Here is a 22,434-nt window from a genome sequence, read left to right on the forward strand (position 1 = left end):
TTCCTGAGCAAGAGGACAATCGCAACCGCGGTTGTCCTCGCTCTGTTTTACAGCGTATGATATAGGAAGTTGGCAGAAAGCAGACGGCTGATAGCCGAAAGCTGCGCTAGCATGACTATCCGCTCCAAAACTGAATCCCTGCTTCTCTTCATCGGCGATGTCGCGCTGTTTTTTGCTGCGCTGTGGGTGACACTCCTCGTGCGCTACGCCGCCGTACCGTCAGCGCACATCTGGACGCTCCACTTCGCACCATTCGCGCTCCTCTTTGTCGCGTGGGTCATCGTCTTCTACATTGCGGGCCTCTACGGCAAGCACACGCTTATGCTGAAGAGCAAGCTCCCGACGACGATCCTCAACGCCCAGCTCGTGAATATGGCCCTCGCCGTGGGCTTCTTTTATTTCATCCCGCTCTTCGTCATTACGCCGAAGGTACACCTTTTCATCTATCTCGGCATCTCATTCGTGATGATCCTCCTCTGGCGCATCTACGGCCACCGAGCGTTTGGTTTCCGCAAGCGGGAGAAGGCGATCCTCATCGGCTCCGGCGAGGAGATGCGTGAGCTCCGCGACGAGGTCAACCACAACCGTAGTTATTCGCTCTCGTTCGTTTCCTCGGTGGATCTCGACGAGATCGATGCTCTCGACTTTGAGGAGGAGATCATCCGACGGCTCTATAGCGAGGGGATCGGCGTCGTCGTTATCCACTTCCGCTCCGAGAAGGTGGAGCCGGTCCTTCCCCGTCTCTATAACTTGATTTTCTCCCACATTCGTTTCATAGACATGCACCGCGTGTACGAGGACATTTTTGACCGCGTGCCGCTCTCGCTCCTCCAGTATAGCTGGTTCCTCGAGAACATCTCCTTCGCGCCAAGCCGGCTCTACGACATCCTGAAGCGCGCGATGGACCTTACGCTCTCGGCCCTCGCGGGACTTGTGACGCTGCCGCTCTACCCACTGGTCTATTGCGCGATAAAGCTCGACGACGGCGGGCCGATTTTTGTCTTTCAGACGCGTGTGGGCCAGAATAATCATCCGGTGCGCCTCATTAAGTTTCGTACCATGAGTTTTGACGATGGCGGGCAGTGGGGAGACGCAAACTATAATGAAGTGACTCGAGTGGGAAATTTTTTGCGCAGGACGCGTCTTGATGAGCTTCCGCAGCTCTTTAACGTGTTACGTGGCGATATTTCACTGATAGGCCCACGTCCGGAATTTCCAGAGGCGGTAAAAGAGTACGAAGCGCAGATTCCATATTACGGCGTACGCCATCTTATAAAGCCGGGGCTTTCCGGCTGGGCACAGATACATCATCAAAAACACCCACATCACAGCGTTGACATTGTGGAGACCGAGAACAAGCTCGCCTACGACCTCTACTACATCAAAAACCGTTCATTCATGCTTGATGTGAAAATCGCGGTTAAGACACTGCGGATATTGGCGTCAAGGAGTGGGCTCTAAAAAGCAGTATGCAACAAGCAGTATGCAGTAAGCACAGCGCGTCTACAGGCGATGGTTAGGCTCCTCGCCACGCATCACGAGAGGCGGGCCACCTTGTATTGGATGCGCGTTAGTGTCAAGTTGTCGCACTGTTCTCTGCATGAGACGATTATAGTGGACTAATTTAGCGGCGACACTTTTTAGCAGGAGTATACGCATATGCGCCAGTACCTTGATTTACTGCAGGATATTCTGGAGAATGGTGTGCGGAAAGATGACCGTACCGGCGTTGGCACGCAGAGCGTGTTCGGGCGGCAACTCCGTTTTAATCTCACTGACGGCTTTCCGCTCGTAACGACAAAGAAAGTGTTCGTTCGAGGCGTCATAGTGGAACTTTTGTGGTTCTTGCGTGGCGATACGAACATTCAATTTTTAATCCAGAACGGTGTCAACATCTGGAACGACTGGGCGTTTCAAAAGTACCTCGAAGCGAATGATTTGGCAAATCGCTTCGAGCGGTCATCGGAGACATGGCGTGACGAAGTCAAGTTGTTTGCCGAGCGTATCAAGACGGACGATGAATTTGCGTGTCTCTACGGCGAGCTCGGGCCGATCTACGGTAAGCAGTGGGTACGCTGGGAGTCTCGGGATGGGGAGGAGATCAATCAAGTTGCGCAAGCAGTTGACCTGATCAAAACCGACCCGACATCGCGACGCATCATTGTGTGTGGGTGGAACGTCGGCGAGCTCCAGGAACTCATCCGGGCGCGCCATCACGCGCCGCCGTCGTGTCATACGCTTTTTCAATTTATGGTGATCGGCGATTCGCTGTCATGCCAGCTCTATCAGCGTAGCGCGGATATGTTTCTCGGCGTGCCGTTCAATATCGCCTCGTACGCGCTGCTCACGATGATGATGGCGCACGTGACCGGACTCAAGCCAGGTGAGTTTATCCATACGTTCGGCGACGCGCACATTTATCTTAACCACCTCGAGCAGGTGCGCGAGCAGCTCGCAAGAGAGCCGCGAGAGCTGCCGCAGATGAAACTCGCGAGCGGTGTGCGGGACATTTTTGGCTTTGTCTACGATGATTTTACGCTTGATGGCTACGATCCGTGGCCAGCGATTCGGGCGCCTATAGCAGTATAGTGGAGGTTCTATGGGGGAAGAGCAACAAAGACAGACGCTGAATATAATCGCCGCCGTGGCGCGAAACGGCGTCCTCGGCAAGCGCGGTGGGCTGCCGTGGTATCTGCCCGAGGATTTGAAGATGTTCCGCAAGCGCACGATGGGCTCGCCGGTTATTATGGGACGGCGTACGTTCGATTCGCTTATGGCGATGCGCGGCAAGCCGCTCGACGGACGCACGAACATTGTGGTGACGCGACAGCGTAAGTTCTCTGTGCCCGAAGGCGTCTTTGTCGTGCGCTCACTTGACGAGGCGTTCAAGATTGCCGCCGAGCAGCCGAGCGTGCATGACGATGTATTCGTCGCGGGCGGTGGGGAGATCTACGCGCTCGCGCTGCCTCTCGCCGAGCGCTTCTATCTCACCGAAGTTGACGCGGATCCAGATGGCGAGGTGTATTTTCCGCTCTGGCAGCGTTTCGTGCCGCAGTGTACGCACCCGGAGTGGAAGTGCATCGCCACCGAGAAGTGGCGCCGCGATGAGGCGAGTGACACGCGTTTCCGATTTCTGACGCTGCAGCGGAAGCTTCCTGTGACCGCTTCGTTTGAACAGGCGTGTGGTCCGTGTCGGGACCACCCAGAGGAGAACAATTGAGACTTCAATGGCCCGAGACCAATCTCGGGCCTTCGTTTTTTTTGCGCTTGCGGATCGAGCGTCATAATAACAATGCGGCCGCATTGTTATTATGACGCGCTCGAATGTCGTCGAATGCAGACCGACTGTTTGGTTCGCGTAGACAATAGACAGAAAAAAACCTCCCTAAGCCAAGTGGCTGAGGGGGGTTGATGTGCGGTAGTGTTACCGCTCGGGTGTGTCGCTTTGCGACACCAAACAAACTATATAGTTTGTTTTTGAGAACAGAGTGCGGTACTGTTAAAAACACAGTACCAACTTTTTCTTTTCTGTACCTAGTGTATTTTCCACAGGTACTATTCGTCAAGCGCGATTATGGTTGACAAACAAATTAAAAAACTTGTCAAGTTAGAAGCGGCACGCCAGATAGGCGTGATTAATCTTATCGCATCAGAGAATTATATCTCAGACGGTGTTCTCACAGCGCTTGCCTCGCCCTTTATCAATAAGTATGCCGAGGGGTACCCGGGCGCGCGATATTATCAGGGTAATAGTGTGGTAGACGAGGTTGAGTGGCTCTGCATAGAGAGGGCGCTCAAACTTTATAAACTGTCGCCCCAAAAATGGCACGTCAATGTGCAGTCGCTCTCCGGTGCACCTGCAAATTTTGCACTCTATTATGCGCTTGTGCCTCTTGGCGAGAAAATCATGGGTCTCGCGCTCGACAGCGGCGGGCATCTCTCCCACGGGCACAAAGTCTCGCTCACCGGAAAGCTTTGGAGCCAAGTGCCCTACGGCGTGAGCCGGATAGACGAGCGGCTCGACTACGATGAGATCCGCGCCATTGCGCTCCGCGAGCGGCCGAAGATGATTGTCACGGGCTACACCGCCTACTCGCGCATTATTGATTTTAAGAAATTCCGCGCCATCGCGGACGAGTGCGGCGCTCTGCTTCACGTCGACATGTCACACTTTGCCGGGCTTGTCGCCGGTGGGGTATACCCATCGCCGTTTCGCTACGCCGACACCGTGATGACGACGACGCATAAGACACTCCGCGGCCCGCGCTCGGCGATAATCTTCGTGCGCGAGGAGCATGCGAAAAAGCTCGACAAAACGATTTTTCCCGGCATGTACGGCGGCCCGCACATGAATCAAATCGCCGCGGTTGCCGTTTGCCTTTTTGAAGCCACGCAACCCAGCTTCAAGCGCTATGCTGCCCAAGTCGTCAAAAACTCCAAGGTTTTGGCGCGGAGTCTCCAGTCACTCGGTTGGCGTATCATCTCCGGCGGCACAGATACGCATCTTTTCCTCGTTGATACGTGGATGGAGGGGAAGGGCATTGGCGGCAAGGAGGCTGCGGAGAGGCTTGAGGCGGCGGAAATTATTGTTAATAAAAACGCGATTCCCTTCGACACCCGTCCGCCAACCGACCCATCCGGCATTCGCCTCGGGACCGCGGCCGAGACAACGCGTGGAAAGAAAAAGGAGGATATGATAGAAATTGCAGAGAGGATTGATAGTTGTTTGAAATCGTAGGGCAGCATAAATAGAGTTTCTCTGCATTTTTTTGTTTGGGGGCGAACACGTCAAGAAAGGGGGATGAGGTGAAGCACTTCGCGTTATTCGTAATCAAACCACCGCGTAACGGGAAGGAATATGTGCGGCTTATGTATGTCGAGAAACCTTCCGAGGCTCTTCTCATTTCGGGGGAACGATTGCTCGCGTATGTTGTTATTGATAGACAATTCAGCGCGGGAGAAAAAAAGATTTTAAAAAAAGTCGTGGAAGTAGGGCAGCCCGTTTCAGACCTCCTGACACGAGTGTATCATGAGCCGCAATTCTGCGAAGTCTATGAACTGTTGTCCGAAATTGATGCTGCCACAGCTCCGCTGGCGAAGAGAAGTGATACAAATTTCCACTTACTCCTGCAGGTGTGGGAGTTAAGCGGATACACAAGGAGCACATGAAGAAAAGGTGCGGAATGTTTTCTGCTTTGAATACCTGAACAAATCATAGAGCCCTGCCGTTACGGCAGGGCTTTCTGCTATTCGCTATCACGGTGAGTTTTCAGCAGCGTCTTGTTTCAAGCGTCGCAACTCTCCTCAGAAACGTGGACGTTGCACTCCCCGTAGGTAAGGTCTGCGGGGAGTGTTTGGCTCGCTATGTATTGGCGGAGGCTGCATCTGCATGGATGCGCGGTGCGAGGAACAAGTCGCTGTATGCTCTGTCGGGTGCGACGAGTCGTCTCTTGTAATAATCTGGGCGGTGTACCGCTCTGATACGCACGCCGTACTCGACGACGCCTCTGCCGACTGCAGTTACAAAAACAACGTCGAGCGTGCCCGTATCAGAGAGGCGATCGAGACCCAGACGATTTTGCCCTATGGTCACGTCAATAATTCGATCGAAGTGCGTGTGGCTCATGCTCCTCCCGAAGAAGTACAGGTAGCGTACCTGCTCGACCACGCGCCACTGGCCCTCTGATTTGAAAAAGGTACACCGCTCTCGTGCGCAGTAGAGGAGGGTATAGAGTATGCGCACGGCGAAAAAGGCGGCCACGACGACGAGTACTTTTATGCCCCCGTAAAGTAGCGGAACAGGATACAGGAACCACGGCTTTTTGATAGTGCGCGGCAGGGCAGCAAACGCTTCCCGCGTTGGGACGTCGAGCGCAGCGTACGTAGCGTTGGCATGCTGCTCGAGTAGAAGCGCGAGGCAAACGGAGACGCCGATCCAGAATAGGCATGACAGATAACGCGACAGAAAACCGCGGTTGGTACTTTTTATTGCGAGGTACACCAGCGTGTCTTCGGTATGTTCGTTCACGTCATTTCTCCCATACGATGTGTTTTGGTTCCGAACGTACTTTGTCTGATAGTATTTCAGCACGTATCAGAGAGGAAAAGCAAGCAATTTTTTGTTATAGTTTTAGCATATGCTCGTGGAGGGTAAAAAAATTGCGGACGACATCAGGTGTGAGCTTGCGGAGCGGATTGTCGCGCTCGGGCGGCAATTGATTCTCGCGGTGATTCAGGTCGGCTCGGAGAGGGCGACTGAGAAATTTATCGAGCGCAAGAAAAAATTTGGCGAAGCCGTGGGCGTTGCGGTTGTCGTGTACCAGTTTCCGTCCGATGTGGCGGAGGATGCGCTCGCGGCTGAGGTGAGAGCGATCGGCGAGGATCCTGCCGTCGGCGGCCTTATCGTGCAGCTGCCGCTGCCGATTGAGATCAACGGGGGCGCGGTGCTCGAGTGTATTCCGCCGGAGAAGGACGTGGATGCACTCTCAAGCACTTCGCGCGTACTCGCGCCGGTTGCAGGCGCGGTTGCGGAAATTTTTACGCGCTACAGTATTGACCCACGCGGGAAGAAAGCAGTCGTCGTCGGAGAGGGGCGGCTCGTGGGGAAGCCGGTCGCCGATTGGCTGCGAAGAGCGGGTGCGCTCGTCGAGACGGTTTCGCTCGAGATGACGAGAGAGATGCGCTCCTCTACCCAGCGCGCAGATATTATTGTCTCTGGTGCCGGTGTGCCGCGGCTCATTACGCCGGAGTTCATCAAGGATGACGTCGTGCTCATCGACGCCGGCACTTCGGAGAGCGACGGCGTGCTTGTCGGCGACATTGATCCTGCCTGCGCGGAGAAAGCGGCGCTCTATACGAGCGTGCCGGGGGGAGTGGGGCCGGTGACGGTTGCGAAGCTGTTTGAGAACCTTGTTATATTGGCTGGAGGCTAATTAATTTTCAATTTTTAATTTTTAATTTTCAATCAATTTTGCAATTTCTCAATTTTCAAACACGACGTCGTCCGTCATTGGTCATTGGACCCTCCAGCTGGCGGATTGAAAATTTATTAAAAATTGAGCATTGAAAATTGAAAATTTGTGAATACGGCACTTTTTTTACTTCTGCACTCATTTGCAGATCGCTCTGCGGCACTCGACGCCTTCATTGTGTTCGTGGCCGACTACCTCGCCTTTATTTTCTTTTTCGCGCTGCTCGCCTACGAGGGTTGGCAGTGGATGAAAGGGAGACGAGCACGGGCGCGAGAGTTGCTCCGTGCTATCGGCATCGCGGGCTTAGCGTGGATTATTGCCGAAGCGGTGAAATTTTTTGTCGCAAGCCCGCGGCCGTTTTTGGTGATTGAAGGCATTGCGCCGCTCATTCGGCATGGCGGCTATGACTCGTTCCCGTCAGGGCACGTTACGTTTTTTTTCGCGCTTGGTGTCGCGCTTTTTCTTTCGGCACGTCGTCCATTTTTCGGGAAAACATCGGGTGTTGAGAGGGAGCCCCGCACTCTGCAACAGAGAGCGGGGCGACGGGAAACGCCGGATGTTGAGGAGAAAAATGGACTCGTAAATCGTCTGCTCGGCACTCTTTTCATGGTCGCCGCGCTCCTCATGGGCCTTGCCCGCGTCGCGGCAGGCATCCACTGGCCGATCGATGTGCTTGGGGGAATCATCCTCGGCTGCGGTATGGCGTTATTAGCGCAGGGCAGTGGGGACTTCAAAACAGAGCACCAGCAGACCTGAATCTGCTGGTGTGATTGTTAAGGCCCCGTCCATAAATAGTTTCCCTAATTCCGATTGGACAGAATATGCGCCACTTTTCTTTATAGGCGTATGGCTGTTGAGAACTGCGCCAAACCATACTATAGTTGACGTGATGCACAAGCCACGATTATGGGCTATCGTGATTCTCCTCACCGGGGTTGCGGCGGGGTATCTTATATTCGCGAGCGAGCGCGCGGGCGGGCGATTTGCCTTTAAGCTCGGGCTTGATCTTGCGGGCGGCACGCAGCTTGTCTACCGCGCTGACCTCTCGAGCCTCGAGGAGGGTGAGACGCGCGAGGCCATGCAGGCGCTGCGGGACGTCGTGGAGCGCCGCGTTAACCTTTTCGGCGTCTCGGAGCCCTTGGTCCAGCTCGAGCGATCAAGCGCCTTGGCCCTCGGGGAGCGCGAGGAGCGGCTCATTGTTGAGCTCCCGGGCGTTACCGACATTGACGAGGCGGTCGCTCTTATCGGCCAGACGCCGCTTCTCGAGTTCAAGCTCCTCTCGCGCGAAGCCTCGCCCGAGGTAGCAGGTGCCAGCGACGTCGCAGAGAACGGTTCCACCCTCCACCCTCCACCCTCCACCTTCGAGTCCACTGGCCTCACTGGCCGCTTTCTGAAGCGCGCGCAGCTTCAGTTCACCGGCGGGGGTCAGAGCGAGGCATTTGCCGAGCCGGTGGTCGCGCTTCAGTTCAACTCTGAGGGCGCGGAGCGCTTCGCCGCGATCACGCGCGAGCACGTTGGCGAAGTGCTCGCCATTTTTCTCGACGGTAAGCCGATCACGACGCCGGTGATCCGCGACGAGATCACCAGCGGCGAGGCTATTATTACCGGCTCATTTACACCCGAGGCCGCGCGTGAGCTCGTGCGCGATCTTAACCTCGGCGCACTGCCGGTGCCGATTGAACTCATCTCAACGCAGAACGTCGGCGCGACGCTTGGGCGCGAGGCGCTCGACGCTGGCGTCAAGGCCGGGCTCGCGGGTCTTGCCGCGGTTGCCGTTTTCCTTATATTTTGGTATCGCCTCGAGGGCGCGGTAGCATCCCTTGCGCTCGCGCTCTACGTAATCGCAATGCTCGCGCTCTTCAAGCTGGTACCCGTGACACTCACCGCGGCTGGTATCACGGGCTTCATCCTCTCGCTCGGTATGGCGGTTGATGCGAACATTCTCATCTTCGAGCGCATTAAGGATGAGCGGCTGGGCGGGGGGGCGCGTACTGATGCGATCGCCGCGGGTTTCAAGCGCGCGTGGGATCCGATCCGCGACGCCAACCTCTCGAGCCTCATCACCGCCGCGGTGCTCTTCTGGTTCGGCACCTCCCTCGTCCAGGGCTTTGCACTCACATTCGGGATCGGCGTCGTAGTCTCGATGTTCACTGCCGTGACGATTTCCCGCACGCTCCTTGTGGCGACCGAGACGGGGCAGCACCGTCTCGAAATCAGAAGCACGCATCATCCCGCTGGCAGACGAATTTGAGTATGAGAAAAATACTTATCACCCTCTTGTGCTTCACCTGCTTTCTTTCATATATATTCCTGACCGCAATAGTTGTAAAAACGTTTTTTCCGGATACCCGTCTGTACAGGGCTATTCAGCACATAGAGAGGACGTGGCATGCACCGGAAGCCCCGCCTCCGATTATAAATGTCCTAGAAGGAACGATACTTCCCGGGCAGACGGTGCGCCTTGGGGAGGTGAGCATCTCACTTTCAAATAGTGCATCAGACGGCATGGCCGGCACCACGACGCAATTTTTATGGACATTCAGAAACGAATCCACTCAAAAACCGTTTTTCCCGGATCGAGCGATGCATAATTTTCTCACACACGTCTATGCATGGCACGAAAATTTGGCTGGAGCTGTTGTCCACGCTCATCCCGAGCAGTCGGTTGGCGCCTCGACAGAGGGGCCGATTGAGGAAACCATTCACTTCACGCACACTGGAGCATGGACACATGTTATGCAATTTGCCTACCGAGGCACGGTATACAATCTGTATACGCCGGTCATCGTTCCCAAAGGGAGCATCGCGCAGCAATCAAGGGAGATCGAACCGCCCGATCGTGGCCGTGTGCGAGGCGAAGATTTGAATGACGTACTTCTTACAACAAGTCCTGAAACTATAAAAAAGAACGTTCCGACACTCCTCACCTTCACGTTCCCGAACATTGCTCAAGCTGATGATATACGACCGGGACTCTCTGGTAGGAATTTTATTGTGGCGCTTGCCGGCGAGAACCTTTTTTGGAATGAGCATGGCGATGGGAGCGTCGAATACGTATCGGGCCAGTCGCAATTCCATGTCGTCTCACAGGAGCCGACACGGAACGCGGCTTCATACCTAACCACGTTCCCAAGAGCCGGGAAGTGGCTAGTACGGTTTGAAGACCGAGGAGACCACGATTTTTTTGTTGCGGTGGATGAGTGAAGGCAACGAAGCTTGTTGAATGTCAAACGGTCGAGCACATTTATCCACAGGCCTCTCTTGCAGAAGCAGGCTCGTATTATTTATACTAGAGAAGTGAATAAAATTAATGGTCGATGCCACGGGCTCGGGTGCACGGGGCCCGTCTTTTAGAAGTTAGAAGTTGGAGATTGGAATTTTATGATGAACATAAAGAACGGAAAAAGAGGTTTTACGCTGATCGAGCTCCTTGTCGTGATCGCGATCATCGGCATTCTCTCCGGCGTGGTTCTCGCGAGCCTACAGAGTGCTCGTGAGCGTGCGCGGAACGCTACGCGTATCAGCGACGTACGCCAGGTGGTTCTTGCACTGGAACTCTATTTTGACGCGAATTCTGGATATCCCATCGCCGCTATGGGCGATGATGTGCCGGACATTTTAACGATGCAGGGGTACTTGTCGCAAGAACCAAAGGAACCCGTGGCCGGACGACAGGCATACAGGTATGTTGCCATTACTGGCAATGCGGGGTATTGTTTCGGTGTTGACTTAGAGGGTACGCCTTCTGTTCCGAAAAACAATGACCCTCAGTGTCTTTCAACTGGAATGGGCGTTGAACCAAATCGGATAACTATCGCTGCGATTGACTACGCCGTCAGCCCGTAACCCCTTGGCCAGTCTGTCCATCGCGCGCGCTTCTGTCCGAGTAGCGCGCAACTCACACACCTCCGCGCGAGCGGCGGTGTGTGTTTATATAAGACCTCTTGCATAACCCGCTCCTGCTGCGATTTTTGATTTTTTGCTGCGACTTCGTCAGACTTCGCAAAATGGTTCTCGCCGTACAACAAGTACGCCGTCGAACCATTTTGCTTGTCTTCCTCGTCTCGCTCAAAAATCAAAAATCTCGCCACGAAACGGGTTATGCAAGAGGTCTATACTATGCGGGGGACATCGGAGTCTCGGATCTCGTAATTCACAGACCGTTTTCAATGTGATGGATTTAATTTTGCGTATTTTGTGCTATTGTACAAATATGGACACATTCGCACCGCCGCAAGGGAGAAAACAGGGCAAGCGCCCGGGTGCTGCCCCGGAGAAGCCGCAGGTCATGAACCATCTCGTGACAGCACTGCTCGTGCTCCTTGCACTGATGACGCTCTACTCGTATGTGAGAGAGCAGAGCACGCGCGCTGAGGAAGTCCCGATCTCGACGCTCGCAGATGACGTGCGAGCAGGACGGGTCGCAGGCATCGTGGTCCACGGCGAGGATCTCACGATTAGCTATAAGGATGAGAGCACGCGCCGCGCCAAAAAAGAGCTCGGTACCGCGCTCTCGGAGACTTTTGGTAACTATGGTGTGACGACGGAGATGCTCGCGGCTGTCGAGATGCGCGTCGAGGAGCCGAGCGGGCTTTTCTTCTTGGTTTTGAATCTGCTGCCGTTCATGCTGCCGGTGTTTTTCATCGTGTTTTTCCTTTGGTTTCTCTCGCGGCAGGTGCGCGGCGCCGGCATGCAGGCGTTCTCCTTCGGGCAGTCGCGCGCGCGGCTCATTGACCCGCGCGATAAGAGCCAAAAGGCGGTGACGTTTAAGGACGTGGCTGGCGTGAAGGAAGCGAAAGAGGAACTGCAGGAAATCGTCGAGTTCTTGAAGCACCCGAAGAAGTTTCTCGACATCGGCGCGCGGATCCCGAAGGGCGTGCTCCTCATGGGCCCGGCCGGCACGGGAAAAACGTTGCTTGCGCGCGCAGTCGCGGGTGAGGCGGGCGTGCCGTTCTTCTCGGTCTCCGGTTCAGAATTCGTCGAGCTTTTTGTCGGCGTTGGCGCAGCGCGCACGCGCGACCTCTTCCGCATGGCGAAGAAAGCGGCGCCGGCGATTATATTTATAGATGAAATTGACGCGGTCGGCCGCGTGCGAGGCGGGGGGCTTGGCGGCGGCAACGACGAGCGCGAGCAGACGCTGAATCAAATTTTGGTTGAAATGGATGGTTTTGAACCGACGGAGAAGGTGATCGTGCTCGCAGCCTCAAACATGGCAGGGGTTCTCGACCCGGCGCTTCTGCGGCCAGGCAGGTTTGATCGTAGGATTACGCTCGACATGCCGGATCGGGAGGAGCGCGAGCAGATACTCCTGATCCACGCAAACCACAAGCCCCTCGGCGAGGATGTCAATATGCGCGTCATTGCCGAGCGCACGCCTGGGCTCTCAGGCGCTGATCTTCAGAATCTTATGAATGAAGCCGCGATCCTCGCCGCGCGCGAGAATCGTAAGAAGATCACCCAATACGATATCATCCGTTCGATCGAGAAGGTGATGCTTGGCCCAGAGCGCAAGAGCCACCTGCTCTCGAGGCACGAGAAAGAGATTACTGCCTACCACGAGGCCGGGCATGCGCTTGTGGCGTCGGTTTTGCCGCAGGCGGATCCGGTGCACAAGGTCTCGATTGTCTCCCGCGGGCATGCGGGCGGATACACGCTGAAGCTTCCGCTTGAGGAGCGACGGTTGAAGACCCGGCGCGAGTTTACCGACGAGCTTGCCGCGATGCTCGGCGGCTACGCCGCTGAGGTGCTTCTCTTCGACGATGTTTCAACCGGGCCATCGAATGATCTTGCGGTTGCCACCGCGCTCGCGCGCGAAATGGTCGTGCGCTACGGGATGTCAGAGGTAATCGGGCCGCTTGCGCTCGAGGAGCCGCTGGGGCGGATGTCCGCCATGCGGCTCCCGGGCGAGAAAGATTATTCGGAGGAGGTGGCGGCAAAAGTGGACGCCGAGGTGAATCGCCTCATGAACGAGGCGCGCTCTCGTGCGCACGAGACGCTCGTCGCGCACCGCGCGGCACTTGAGAGCATCGCGCATCAACTCATCGAGCAAGAATCCATCGAGCGCGATGAATTCGAAAAGCTCCTCATCGTAAACGGCATCGTGCCGAAGAAGAAGAGCGGAGAGTAGACCTCTTGCATAACCCGTTTCGTGGCGAGATTTTTGATTCAATATTTCGGATTTCAAAAACGATGGGTGTGGATAAGTCCCATTGTGCGCGTGAGGCCCCCGCATTACAATAAACTGACGCATTTTATTAGCCATTTTTTTTCTCTTCATGAGGGCATCTGACGATTTCGTGTCGCGTGAGTCGAGGGTATATCGTTTCAAAATTGGAACTGTGATCGCCTCGTCGCTCTCTGGCTTCATCGCTGGGACACTCGTCGCGAGCACAGTGTGGCTTCTCGTCATCATCGCGGGGAAGGTGTAGGAGGGAGCGCGAATTATGAAATCCGCGACTCCGATGTCGCCGTGCGAAAGCTCCAAGCAAAAATCAAGCTCCAAGCAAATCTCGATACACAAATTCCAATGCGGAAACACGGACTACGACGTGTTCGTGATTTGAGATCTGAATCATTGGAATTTGTCTTGAAAATCCCCAGCGGCTCGCGAAGCGAGCCGCTGGTTGCGTTTTTGCGCCCGCGGCGTTATTGTTGAGTCATGTCCCAAGACCATCTTATCAAGATGCAGTGCAGCGCCTGCAAGCGCGTCACCTACTGGACGCGCAAGAATCGCAAGCGCGTCGAGCGTAAGATTGAGCTCAAAAAATTTTGCAACTGGTGCCGTCAGCACACTGCGCATAAGGAGGGGAAAAAATAGCTGCGTCTTGCTGGCGGTGTGTGAGCCTGCAACATGCTGCCACTATCTTGCTGGGAGCTTAGTAAAGTGGCATAACAGGTGGCTCCAAACCACCAGTCGGGGGTTCGATTCCCTCAGCTCCCGCCCCGTTTTAGCTTTTTGCTGTTAGCGTATAGCTTTTAGCATGACGGCGAGGCTTCTAAAAACTAACAGCTATAAGCTAAAAGCTTGTATATTTTTGTTGTGCCAACGTAGCTCAGTCGGTAGAGCAACTCCATGGTAAGGAGTAGGTCGCCGGTTCGATTCCGGCCGTTGGCTCCAGTGTTATAAATTCCGGTTTCCTCCCCCGCTTTTCTAGAACTAAAAATCGTGCTAGATTCGCTCAGAGAGGAGGCACTAAACCTTTGTGCTTCGTTGTTTGATAATCTGCAGCTAACAAATAAGGAGGTAGGCTGCTATGATGGTACGACTCTACCGTCATGTCATCGGAGAGTGTCCCGCTTTTGAGGATTGTTTTTACATCGACTTCCTCTCGGCTCCTAATACGCAACAGACCGCGCTCATGAGATGGCTCCTCACCGAGCCACTCACCACAGTCTCCGAGGAGTCTTGCTTCGGTGATCTTGATGTCGTCGAGATCGGTCCGCGGCTCTCTGCCGAGACACCGTTCTCTTCAAACGCGGTTGCAATCTGTGTCTCAATGGGGCTTTCCGTGCGGCGAATCGAGCGGTCGGTTCGTTATTGTTACGGCGATGGCCTGGGCATATCGCGAACGCCAAATCGGGACGAGGTGCTGCAGCAACACCTTGATCGCATGAGAGAGACGGTCTATCCGTCGACACTCACGACGTTTGACTCATGTCTCAAACCGGAGCCGGTGAGCTTCGTTCAGCTGCTTGAAGGCGAGGATGCCTTGCGAGACGCGAACAAAAAGCTCGGCCTCGGCATGGATGACTGGGATATCGTCTACTACAGAAAGCTGTTCCAGCGCCTCGGACGCAATCCGACCGACGTTGAGCTGTTCCAGATCGGCAATGCAAACTCCGAACATAGCAGGCACTGGTTCTTCCGTGGTATCCAGGCGATCGACGGCAAGGAAATGCCGGAGAGCCTCATGGATGTCGTGCGGGAGCCGTGGCAGCGCAGTGCAGGAAATAGCATCACCGCGTTCAAGGACAACGCCGGCGTGATACGGGGTGTCGAAGTTTTAGCGTTTGCTCCTACCAAACAGGGGCAACCGTCCCCGTTTGGGACCGTCGAGGTGCTCCAGCATATCACAGCGACGGCGGAGACACACAACCATCCGACGCTCATCGCGCCATTCCCTGGTGCCGAGACCGGTACCGGCGGGCGGATCCGCGACAATCGGGCGGTGGGTCGAGGCGGTCTTGTTCACGCGGGGCTTGCGGGCTACTCTGTGGGTAATCTGCATATCCCCGGATTCGAGATCCCGGGGGAGGCGGCACGCGGCGAAGACAGTCGCTCTGCGGCGACCCCGCTTGAGATCCTCATTCGGGGTAGCGACGGCATCTCTGACTACGGTAATAAAATCGGTGAGCCACTCATCGGAGGGTTTACGCGATCGTTCGGCCAGATGTTCAATCGTGAACGTCGCGAATTCAGAAAACCGGTTCTCTACAGTGCCGGTTTCGGACGCATCAGAGATATGCACGTCGCCAAGCAGCAGCCGGAGAGGGGTATGCTTATCGTGCGCATCGGTGGCCCAGCATACCGGATCGGTGTTGGGGGCGGCAGTGCCTCAAGCATGATCCACGGACATCAAGATGAGGAGCTCGACTTCAAGTCGGTACAGCGCGGTAATGCCGAAATGGAAAACAGGGCCAATCGGGTCATCCAAGCGTGCGCCGAAATGGGCACGGTCAATCCGATTGAGAGCATCCACGACCAAGGAGCCGGTGGCCCCAGCAATGTCCTCACGGAGTTGATGGAACCGGCTGGCGGCACGGTCGACATCCGCAAGATCATCGTGGGCGACACAACCATGTCCGTTCTCGAGATTTGGGTTGCTGAATATCAAGAGGGGTACGGCTTACTCGTGCGACCGGAGAATATCGAGGTGTTCCAGTCGATCTGTACGCGCGAGCGCGTGAACTGCGAAGTGTTGGGCCTTATCACCGGCGACGGCACTGTTGTCGTCGAGGATTCCGCCGATGGCACGACGCCGGTTAATCTCTCCCTCAAAGAAATCCTGGGGGAGTTGCCCCGGAAGCGGTTTGAATCGAATCGCCCGCATGTGGCATTGCAGTCACTCGTGATCCCGGAAGGGCTCACGGTGGACGAAGCTCTGCGGCTGGTGTTTTTGCTTCCTCACGTCGGTTCCAAGGGCTTCTTGGTTCGGAAAGTGGATCGCTCGGTCACGGGCTTGGTGGCGAGGCAGCAGTGCTGTGGGCCGACCCAAGTGCCGGTCGCTGACGCGGCAGTTACCGCTGATGGCTATTTTGGTTTCACCGGAGCGGCATCCGCCCTCGGCGAGGCGCCGATCAAGATGCTCATTGATCCGAAGAAAGGCGCTCGCATGGCGGTCGCAGAAATGCTCACCAACCTCGCAAGTGTCCGCATCACCACACTCTCGGACGTGAAGTGCCGCGCCAACTGGATGTGGGCGGCAAAGCAACCGGGGGAAGGCGCGCTGCTCTATGAAGCCGCCGTCGCAATGCGAGACTTCATGGTTCGACTCGGTATCGCTAGCGACGGAGGCAAGGATAGTCTTTCTATGGAGACGGTAGTCGGGAAAAGTCTCGTGATTTCGCCTGGTGAGTTGGTCGTCATGGGCTACGCACCGGTACCAGACGTGAGAAAGGTGGTCACTCCCGATTTTAAGGGAAGTGGCTGTCTTGGCTACGTCAACCTCTCTGGCTCGTACTCGCGGCTCGGTGGTTCTGCGCTCGCCGAGGTGCTCGGGCAGGTGGGAGACGAGACTCCGGACGTCGACGCATCGTATCTCGCAGCTGCTTTCGCGGCTGTGCAGGAGCTGATCGAGAAAGGTCTGATTACCGCGTACCACGATGTGAGTGACGGCGGACTCATCACTGCCGTTACGGAAATGTGCATGGCGGGCAACCGCGGCGCGCGTCTTCAGTGCAAGGAGGGCATAGATCCCCTTTCAGTGCTTTTTTGCGAAGAGGCGGGTATGCTGTTTGAGTTCGAAGCGAAGTCAGAGGGAGCAATCACGCGCGTGACGCATACTCATGGCGTGCATTATGATCAAATTGGGACAGTCGGTTCCAGCCCTGGAGGCAGCCTGCACATCGAGAGAGGTCGAACCACATTGCTTGATCGCAGTGTGGTGGACCTCAGAAAGTGGTGGGAAGCGACGAGCACTGCGCTCGAGAAGCTCCAGGCCAATCGAGAAACGGTAGAAGCCGAGAGCAGAAGTCATGGAGAGGTGAGGACTGTCGAATATCACCTCTCCTTCATACCGAAAGCCCGGAGCGTGCGCACGACGCACCGCCCAAAGGTTGCGATTTTGCGTGAGGAAGGAACCAATGGCGATCGGGAGATGGCCGCGGCCTGTTTCACCGTCGGCTTCGAGCCGTGGGACATCACGATGAGCGATCTCTTCGACGGAAGGGTAACGACGCTCGACACTATGCGCGGCGTTATTTTCCCCGGCGGGTTTTCGTTCGCAGATGTTTTCGGAAGCGCGAAGGGCTGGGCTGGCCCAATCCGATTCAATCCAAGCGTGAGCGAAATCTTTGACCGGTTCTATGACCGGCCGGATACCTTCTCGCTCGGCGTCTGCAATGGCTGCCAGTTAATGGCGAACATTGGCTGGTTGCCATGGAAAGGCATTTCGGAGGACGCACAGCCTCGATTCGTTCACAATACATCAGGGCGTTTCGAGTCTCGGTGGGCGGCGGTGAAGGTGTTGCCGAGCCCGTCGATTTTGATGCGTGGCATGGAAGATTCGGTGCTCGGCATTCATGTCGCACACGGCGAAGGGCGGATGTTATTTCCGGATCCGCGCATCATGGGGGAAATCCGAGAGCGGCAACTTGTCCCGCTTGTCTATGTCGATGTAGAAGGCAAAGCCACCGAAGAGTATCCATACGATCCAAACGGATCGCCCTTAGGATGGACGGCTCTCTCGTCGCCGGACGGCAGGCATCTTGCGATGATGCCGCACCCAGAGCGCAGCTTCCTAACGTGGCAATGGCCGTGGATGCCGGAGAAGTGGCGTACCACGCTCAAGGCCTCGCCGTGGCTCGAGATGTTCCAGAACGCCTGCGACTGGTGCTCTAAGGGCTAGCTCTACTCGCGTGTCTATCCTTCGCACCCCCGGCTACGAGTACAGTCGGGGGTGCTCTCTGTAATCACAGGAAGGTGGAACGCGCGTAGGGCCTTTTCATTTGACGTATTTTTGGTAGAGTAGAGTGAGTCGAAGTAGATATTGTGAAGATGCCCCAGACGCAGAGTGGTGGGCAACATTGCCGAAGTAACTCAGTTGGTAGAGCAATGCTTTCAATAAACAACCACTTCTAATATTGACACTGGTCGTAAGTCCTATATACTGGATTTATGCCAATGTCTAAAAAACATAGAACGAGTTGTCTTGACTGCGGTAAAGAAACAGCTCGTGCAGGATATAAATACTGCAGCAATGCCTGCCAAATTGAATATCAACATAAAGCTTGTATCAAAAAATGGAAAGACGGAGAAGAGAGTGGGTTACAAGGTCTCGGTATCGTTTCAGGGTATATTAAAAGATATTTGCGGAGAAAGTTTGGAAATAGGTGTTGCTTATGCGGATGGGCAGAGATTAATCCTAAAACCAAGCAGGTTCCCCTAGTTGCTGACCACATTGACGGTAATTGGCGTAATAATATTGAAAGTAATCTTCGCCTACTTTGCCCCAATTGTGATTCGCTGACTCCTACATATGCAGGATTAAATAGGGGGAACGGCAGGAAAGGTCGAGCACTGAGCAAAAGAGCGAAAGAAGGTCGTTGTTGTTAGCGAATAAGCCGGAGTAACTCAGTTGGTAGAGTAGCTGCTTCGTAAGCAGCAAGTCGGGAGTTCGAGCCTCCCCTCCGGCTCCACAATTAGACCTGTCCGTTTTTGACCAACGAATCAATGGGCGGCACGAAGTGCCGCCCATTGATTGATAACATACCCTGGGGCTCTGCCCCAGGGTACTCGATTTGCTTCATAAATTCAAAGAACAAAGAATGTGCCGCCCCGTGGACCCGTGGTGCGGGGCGTTCTACCGCGTATCCTTGAGCGAGAGGGCAAGCGGCACGCCGAGGAGCATGAGGAGGCCGAGAGCGACAAATATGAAGCGGAGGTCAAGTGCGGCGAGAAAAATCGTGGCGAATGCGGGGCCGACAAGGTAGCCGAGAGGTACCGTGCCTCGATAGAGCGAGATCAGATGCACGTCAGTCTCATTGATATGCTTGAAGAAGTAGGACTCATTCATGATCTCAACTGCGGCAGCGCCGACGCGGGTGAGGCAGAGCAGAACGCCCCAGATCAGCACACCGCCTCCAGTGATAAACGAGAGCATCGCGGTTCCAAGCCCCATCACGCCGAACCCAACGGCAAGTATCTCTTTCTCACCAAGTAATCGGTCCGCGAGGCGGCCGAGAGGATACTGAAGCAAGATGAACGGCACGAGCATCACGGTAAAGAGAATGCCGATCGTGCTCCAGCTGAAGCCGATATATTTGTGAAGGTAGATCGGGGCGTAGACGACCATGATGGCGTAGAAAACGTAGAGGAGAAAATTTGCACACGCAATCCGAGCGATCGGACGACGGGAGAGCAGCGACCGCAGAGCGGGGAGCAGTGCACGTCGATCGTAGCGTGGATCAGAGAAGCGACGGTAGGAAAACCAGACGAGAACGATTATCGGGATCAAGAACGCTGCTGACGTTAGGTAGAGTTTCGAGTAATCGCCGTTCGTGAGGAGCACTGCCGTGCCGAGCGGCCCCACGAGCATGCCGATGTTCAGTACCGTGAAGTAGAGCCCGCGTTTTTTTCCAGTCGTTGTGTTGGTGGATATCGATTCAAGAAAAATATCGAGCGGAAGAGAAATAAGACGGATTGAAACGAGGTAGAGAGTGAATACGCCGACGACAAGCAAGGGAGTGCCGAGGAAGGGAAGCGCCGCGAGCGAGGCAGCAGATGCGAGGGCAATGGCAATGAAGCTCCGCGCGGCGCCAAAGCGGCGCACGATGATCGGGAAGATCCCCAAGAAAAGCAGTCCGATAAACGCGTCGAGCGTATAGACGATGCCAACTCTCTCCTCACCAATCCACCCCGCAAGAAACGTCGAACTCACATAGAGCGGCAGCGCGAACTGCGCTGCGAGGAGGAAGGAGATGAGATAGAATGCCATATAGTGGAAGTATAGTGCTCGAGATGGGTAAGTACGCTTTTATATTATAGCAAAGTTAACCGCTATCAGTCGTCGTGTTTGCCTGCCCCGCTCTCGTGTAGTATAGTAGAGCCATGGTTGTACGAATGCGCTCCACGCGCGCCCATACGGCAAACAGACGGAGTCACCACGCGCTCACCATTCCGCGCCTCTCGCGGTGCGGCAACTGTGGCGCGGCGCACCTCACCCACCGTGTCTGCGAGGGCTGTGGACAATACCGGGGGAGACAGGTCATTGATATTGTTGCTAGAATGGAGCGTAAGGAGCGACGGACGAAAGCGAAAGAGAAGGCGAGAGGAAAGTGATTTTTAGCTGTTAGCTTATAGCTTTTAGAGGCATCGAACGCGGGTGCGCACAGCGTGCGCCGTCGTCCCTCTAAAAGCTAACAGCTATAAGCTAAAAGCTCCGTCCTTTGGCATGGCCAATCGGCACCTTTCAAGATCTATAGTGCTCCAGTCCCTCTTTGAGTGGGACTTCCGCACACTGCGCGAGAGCGACATTGACGCAATCATCGCGCGCAACGCCGCGGAGTTCGCCCCGGGCATGGGCGATGTGCCCTTTATAGGGCGGCTCGCGCACAGCATCATCGCTCGATGCGCTGACCTCGACGCGATCGTCGAGCAGGCTGCGCCGGAATGGCCGCTCGACAAGATTTCTTATATTGATCGAAACGTGCTCCGGATCGGACTTTTCGAGTTGCTGTTTTCAGATCGTGGTGAGGTGCCGGCAAAAGTTGCGATTAACGAGGCAATTGAGCTTGCAAAAACTTTCGGCGGAGAGAACAGCGGCAAGTTTGTTAATGGAGTGCTCGGTGCAGTCTATAAGGAGCTCGGCGAGCCGGGCAAGGACGAGACGTCGAAACGGCGTCATGTGGGCCAGGACGTGCCCTATGACGAGATGCCGCTCGAGCGGCTGGGGGGCGCGGTGGTGTATGCGCGAGATGAGAGAGGCGGGCTTCACCTTGCGTTTGTCCACGATGTGTTTGGCCACTGGACTCTCTCCAAAGGCAAGCTCGAGTATGGCGAGAACGAGACAGCGGGTACGGCACGCGAGATTAAGGAGGAAATCGGCCTTGACATCGAGCTCAAGGGAAAGCTCGGCGAGAATGAGTATGTGGCGAACGATCCAGAGGTCGGCAAGAAACGTAAACGGGTGAGCTACTACCTCGCGGAAGCGCCGTTTATCGATCTCAAGCTCGAGTCCTCAGGCGGCCTCGACGACGCCCGCTGGTTCAGGGCCTCGGATATCGGCGAGCTCAATTTTTACGAAGATATTGTGCCCATCATCACGAAGGCGGTCAACATATTATCAAAAGATAAATCCAAGGCCCGCGCGGCGTCTTAATTTTCAATTTTTAATAATCAATTTTCAATAAATTTTCAATGTTTCAATGTTCAACGACGAACGACGTCGTGTTTGAAAATTGATTCATTGCAAAATTGATTGAAAATTGAAAATTGATAATTGTAAATTCTCGCATAGTGTCCGGGCTTTGAACTCCAAAGCACATGCTCGACCTCTCACGCTTCACGCCCTTTGAAGAATCGGTCGGCGTTTCGTTCAGTAATAAAGGCCTGCTCGCTCAGGCGTTTACGCACCGCTCGTACATCAACGAGCACCGCATGAGCGGCCTCGAGCACAACGAGCGGCTCGAGTTTCTCGGCGACGCGGTGCTTGAGCTCGTCGTTACCGAGTATCTCTTTGCGAAGTACCCGCACAAACCCGAAGGCGAGCTCACGTCTTTCCGCTCCGCGCTCGTTAACACCTCGACGATTTCGACTGTCGCAACCGGCCTCGGCATGAACGAGTACCTGCTGCTCTCGCGCGGCGAGAGCAAGGACACTGGTCGCGCGCGCCAGTACATCCTTGCGAATACCTTCGAGTCCGTGATTGGTGCCCTATACCTCGATCAGGGCTACGAGGCTGCAAGACGATTTATCGCCGCGAACCTCTTCCACCTCATTGACGACATCGTCGAGGAGGGCCTCTATCGCGACGCAAAGAGCCGCTTTCAGGAGCAAGCGCAAGAGAAGGCGAGCATTACGCCGAACTACGAGACCGTGAGCGAAGAGGGGCCGGACCACGACAAGAAATTCACGGTGGGCGTTTTTCTCGGGGGCGAGGAGATCGCGCGCGGCGACGGGAAATCAAAACAGGAAGCGGAGCAAGTCGCGGCGCGACGAGGGCTTGAGAAGAAGGGATGGTAAAAACGAATTTCCAAGTTCCAAATCTACAATTTCCAAGCGATTCCCAAATCTCAAAGCTCCAAT

The 22,434-nt window shown here is 55.2% G+C and carries 20 protein-coding genes and 3 tRNA genes; 21 read left to right on the top strand and 2 right to left on the bottom strand.

Features of this window, described 5'->3' with window-relative positions; genetic code table 11:
* Positions 1-111: 111 nt before the first annotated feature.
* The 5 genes from Q8R39_00595 to Q8R39_00615 all read left to right on the top strand — a co-directional run bounded on the left by Q8R39_00595 (position 112) and on the right by Q8R39_00615 (position 5,169).
* The gene (locus tag Q8R39_00595; GenBank protein ID MDP3734911.1) at positions 112-1,461 is read left to right on the top strand and encodes a sugar transferase; all 1,350 of its coding nucleotides are present in this window, start codon (positions 112-114) and stop codon (positions 1,459-1,461) included.
* A 198-nt stretch (positions 1,462-1,659) separates the two neighbouring features.
* Positions 1,660-2,589: a thymidylate synthase gene (thyA, locus tag Q8R39_00600; protein MDP3734912.1), complete on the top strand. Its 930-nt coding sequence runs from the start codon at positions 1,660-1,662 to the stop codon at positions 2,587-2,589.
* 10 nt (positions 2,590-2,599) lie between these two features.
* On the top strand, positions 2,600-3,220 hold the full coding sequence (locus Q8R39_00605; GenBank protein ID MDP3734913.1) for a dihydrofolate reductase: 621 nt from the start codon (positions 2,600-2,602) through the stop codon (positions 3,218-3,220).
* A 354-nt stretch (positions 3,221-3,574) separates the two neighbouring features.
* Positions 3,575-4,738, top strand: coding sequence for a serine hydroxymethyltransferase (glyA, locus tag Q8R39_00610; protein ID MDP3734914.1), 1,164 nt, complete (start codon positions 3,575-3,577; stop codon positions 4,736-4,738).
* Positions 4,739-4,773: 35 nt separating this feature from the next.
* Positions 4,774-5,169: a hypothetical protein gene (locus Q8R39_00615; GenBank protein ID MDP3734915.1), complete on the top strand. Its 396-nt coding sequence runs from the start codon at positions 4,774-4,776 to the stop codon at positions 5,167-5,169.
* Positions 5,170-5,362: 193 nt separating this feature from the next.
* Here Q8R39_00615 and Q8R39_00620 read toward each other — a convergent pair whose 3' ends face one another.
* Positions 5,363-6,028 (bottom strand): hypothetical protein, encoded by a 666-nt coding sequence (locus Q8R39_00620; protein ID MDP3734916.1) that lies wholly within the window; start codon positions 6,026-6,028, stop codon positions 5,363-5,365.
* A 109-nt stretch (positions 6,029-6,137) separates the two neighbouring features.
* Here Q8R39_00620 and Q8R39_00625 point away from each other — a divergent pair, with 109 nt between their 5' ends.
* The 13 genes from Q8R39_00625 (at position 6,138) to Q8R39_00685 (ending at position 18,827) form a co-directional block, all read left to right on the top strand.
* The gene (locus tag Q8R39_00625; protein ID MDP3734917.1) at positions 6,138-6,932 is read left to right on the top strand and encodes a bifunctional 5,10-methylenetetrahydrofolate dehydrogenase/5,10-methenyltetrahydrofolate cyclohydrolase; all 795 of its coding nucleotides are present in this window, start codon (positions 6,138-6,140) and stop codon (positions 6,930-6,932) included.
* 147 nt (positions 6,933-7,079) lie between these two features.
* A complete protein-coding gene (locus Q8R39_00630; protein ID MDP3734918.1) occupies positions 7,080-7,727 on the top strand; it encodes a phosphatase PAP2 family protein in 648 nt (215 codons plus the stop codon).
* A gap of 133 nt (positions 7,728-7,860) precedes the next feature.
* Positions 7,861-9,222 (top strand): protein translocase subunit SecD, encoded by a 1,362-nt coding sequence (secD, locus tag Q8R39_00635; GenBank protein MDP3734919.1) that lies wholly within the window; start codon positions 7,861-7,863, stop codon positions 9,220-9,222.
* 2 nt (positions 9,223-9,224) lie between these two features.
* Complete coding sequence (locus Q8R39_00640; protein ID MDP3734920.1) at positions 9,225-10,175, top strand: hypothetical protein; 951 nt, start codon at positions 9,225-9,227, stop codon at positions 10,173-10,175.
* A 177-nt stretch (positions 10,176-10,352) separates the two neighbouring features.
* Positions 10,353-10,817, top strand: a complete 465-nt coding sequence (locus Q8R39_00645) for a prepilin-type N-terminal cleavage/methylation domain-containing protein (protein MDP3734921.1) — start codon at positions 10,353-10,355, stop codon at positions 10,815-10,817.
* 367 nt (positions 10,818-11,184) lie between these two features.
* Positions 11,185-13,098 (top strand): ATP-dependent zinc metalloprotease FtsH, encoded by a 1,914-nt coding sequence (gene ftsH / locus Q8R39_00650; GenBank protein ID MDP3734922.1) that lies wholly within the window; start codon positions 11,185-11,187, stop codon positions 13,096-13,098.
* Between the two features lie 148 nt (positions 13,099-13,246).
* The gene (locus tag Q8R39_00655; GenBank protein MDP3734923.1) at positions 13,247-13,399 is read left to right on the top strand and encodes a hypothetical protein; all 153 of its coding nucleotides are present in this window, start codon (positions 13,247-13,249) and stop codon (positions 13,397-13,399) included.
* Between the two features lie 230 nt (positions 13,400-13,629).
* Positions 13,630-13,788 (top strand): 50S ribosomal protein L33, encoded by a 159-nt coding sequence (rpmG, locus tag Q8R39_00660; protein MDP3734924.1) that lies wholly within the window; start codon positions 13,630-13,632, stop codon positions 13,786-13,788.
* A 52-nt stretch (positions 13,789-13,840) separates the two neighbouring features.
* Positions 13,841-13,911: transfer RNA gene (locus Q8R39_00665), tRNA-Trp, on the top strand.
* A gap of 101 nt (positions 13,912-14,012) precedes the next feature.
* Positions 14,013-14,088, top strand: a tRNA-Thr gene (locus Q8R39_00670).
* Between the two features lie 136 nt (positions 14,089-14,224).
* A complete protein-coding gene (gene purL, locus Q8R39_00675) occupies positions 14,225-18,037 on the top strand; it encodes a phosphoribosylformylglycinamidine synthase (protein ID MDP3734925.1) in 3,813 nt (1,270 codons plus the stop codon).
* A 303-nt stretch (positions 18,038-18,340) separates the two neighbouring features.
* Positions 18,341-18,577: a hypothetical protein gene (locus tag Q8R39_00680; GenBank protein MDP3734926.1), complete on the top strand. Its 237-nt coding sequence runs from the start codon at positions 18,341-18,343 to the stop codon at positions 18,575-18,577.
* A gap of 174 nt (positions 18,578-18,751) precedes the next feature.
* Positions 18,752-18,827, top strand: a tRNA-Thr gene (locus Q8R39_00685).
* 164 nt (positions 18,828-18,991) lie between these two features.
* Here the strand turns inward: Q8R39_00685 and Q8R39_00690 are convergent.
* Positions 18,992-20,125, bottom strand: a complete 1,134-nt coding sequence (locus tag Q8R39_00690) for an MFS transporter (GenBank protein MDP3734927.1) — start codon at positions 20,123-20,125, stop codon at positions 18,992-18,994.
* Between the two features lie 113 nt (positions 20,126-20,238).
* On the opposite strand from Q8R39_00690, the gene rpmF reads away from it, so the two are divergent.
* From rpmF to rnc, 3 genes are all read left to right on the top strand, one after another.
* Positions 20,239-20,469, top strand: a complete 231-nt coding sequence (gene rpmF / locus Q8R39_00695) for a 50S ribosomal protein L32 (protein MDP3734928.1) — start codon at positions 20,239-20,241, stop codon at positions 20,467-20,469.
* Positions 20,470-20,581: 112 nt separating this feature from the next.
* Positions 20,582-21,508 (top strand): transcription antitermination factor NusB, encoded by a 927-nt coding sequence (gene nusB, locus Q8R39_00700; protein MDP3734929.1) that lies wholly within the window; start codon positions 20,582-20,584, stop codon positions 21,506-21,508.
* A 164-nt stretch (positions 21,509-21,672) separates the two neighbouring features.
* Positions 21,673-22,371, top strand: a complete 699-nt coding sequence (rnc, locus tag Q8R39_00705; GenBank protein MDP3734930.1) for a ribonuclease III — start codon at positions 21,673-21,675, stop codon at positions 22,369-22,371.
* Positions 22,372-22,434: the final 63 nt, after the last annotated feature.

The organism is bacterium (assembly GCA_030697645.1).
Lineage (GTDB): Bacteria > Patescibacteriota > Minisyncoccia > Phycocordibacterales > VMGT01 > JAUYPI01.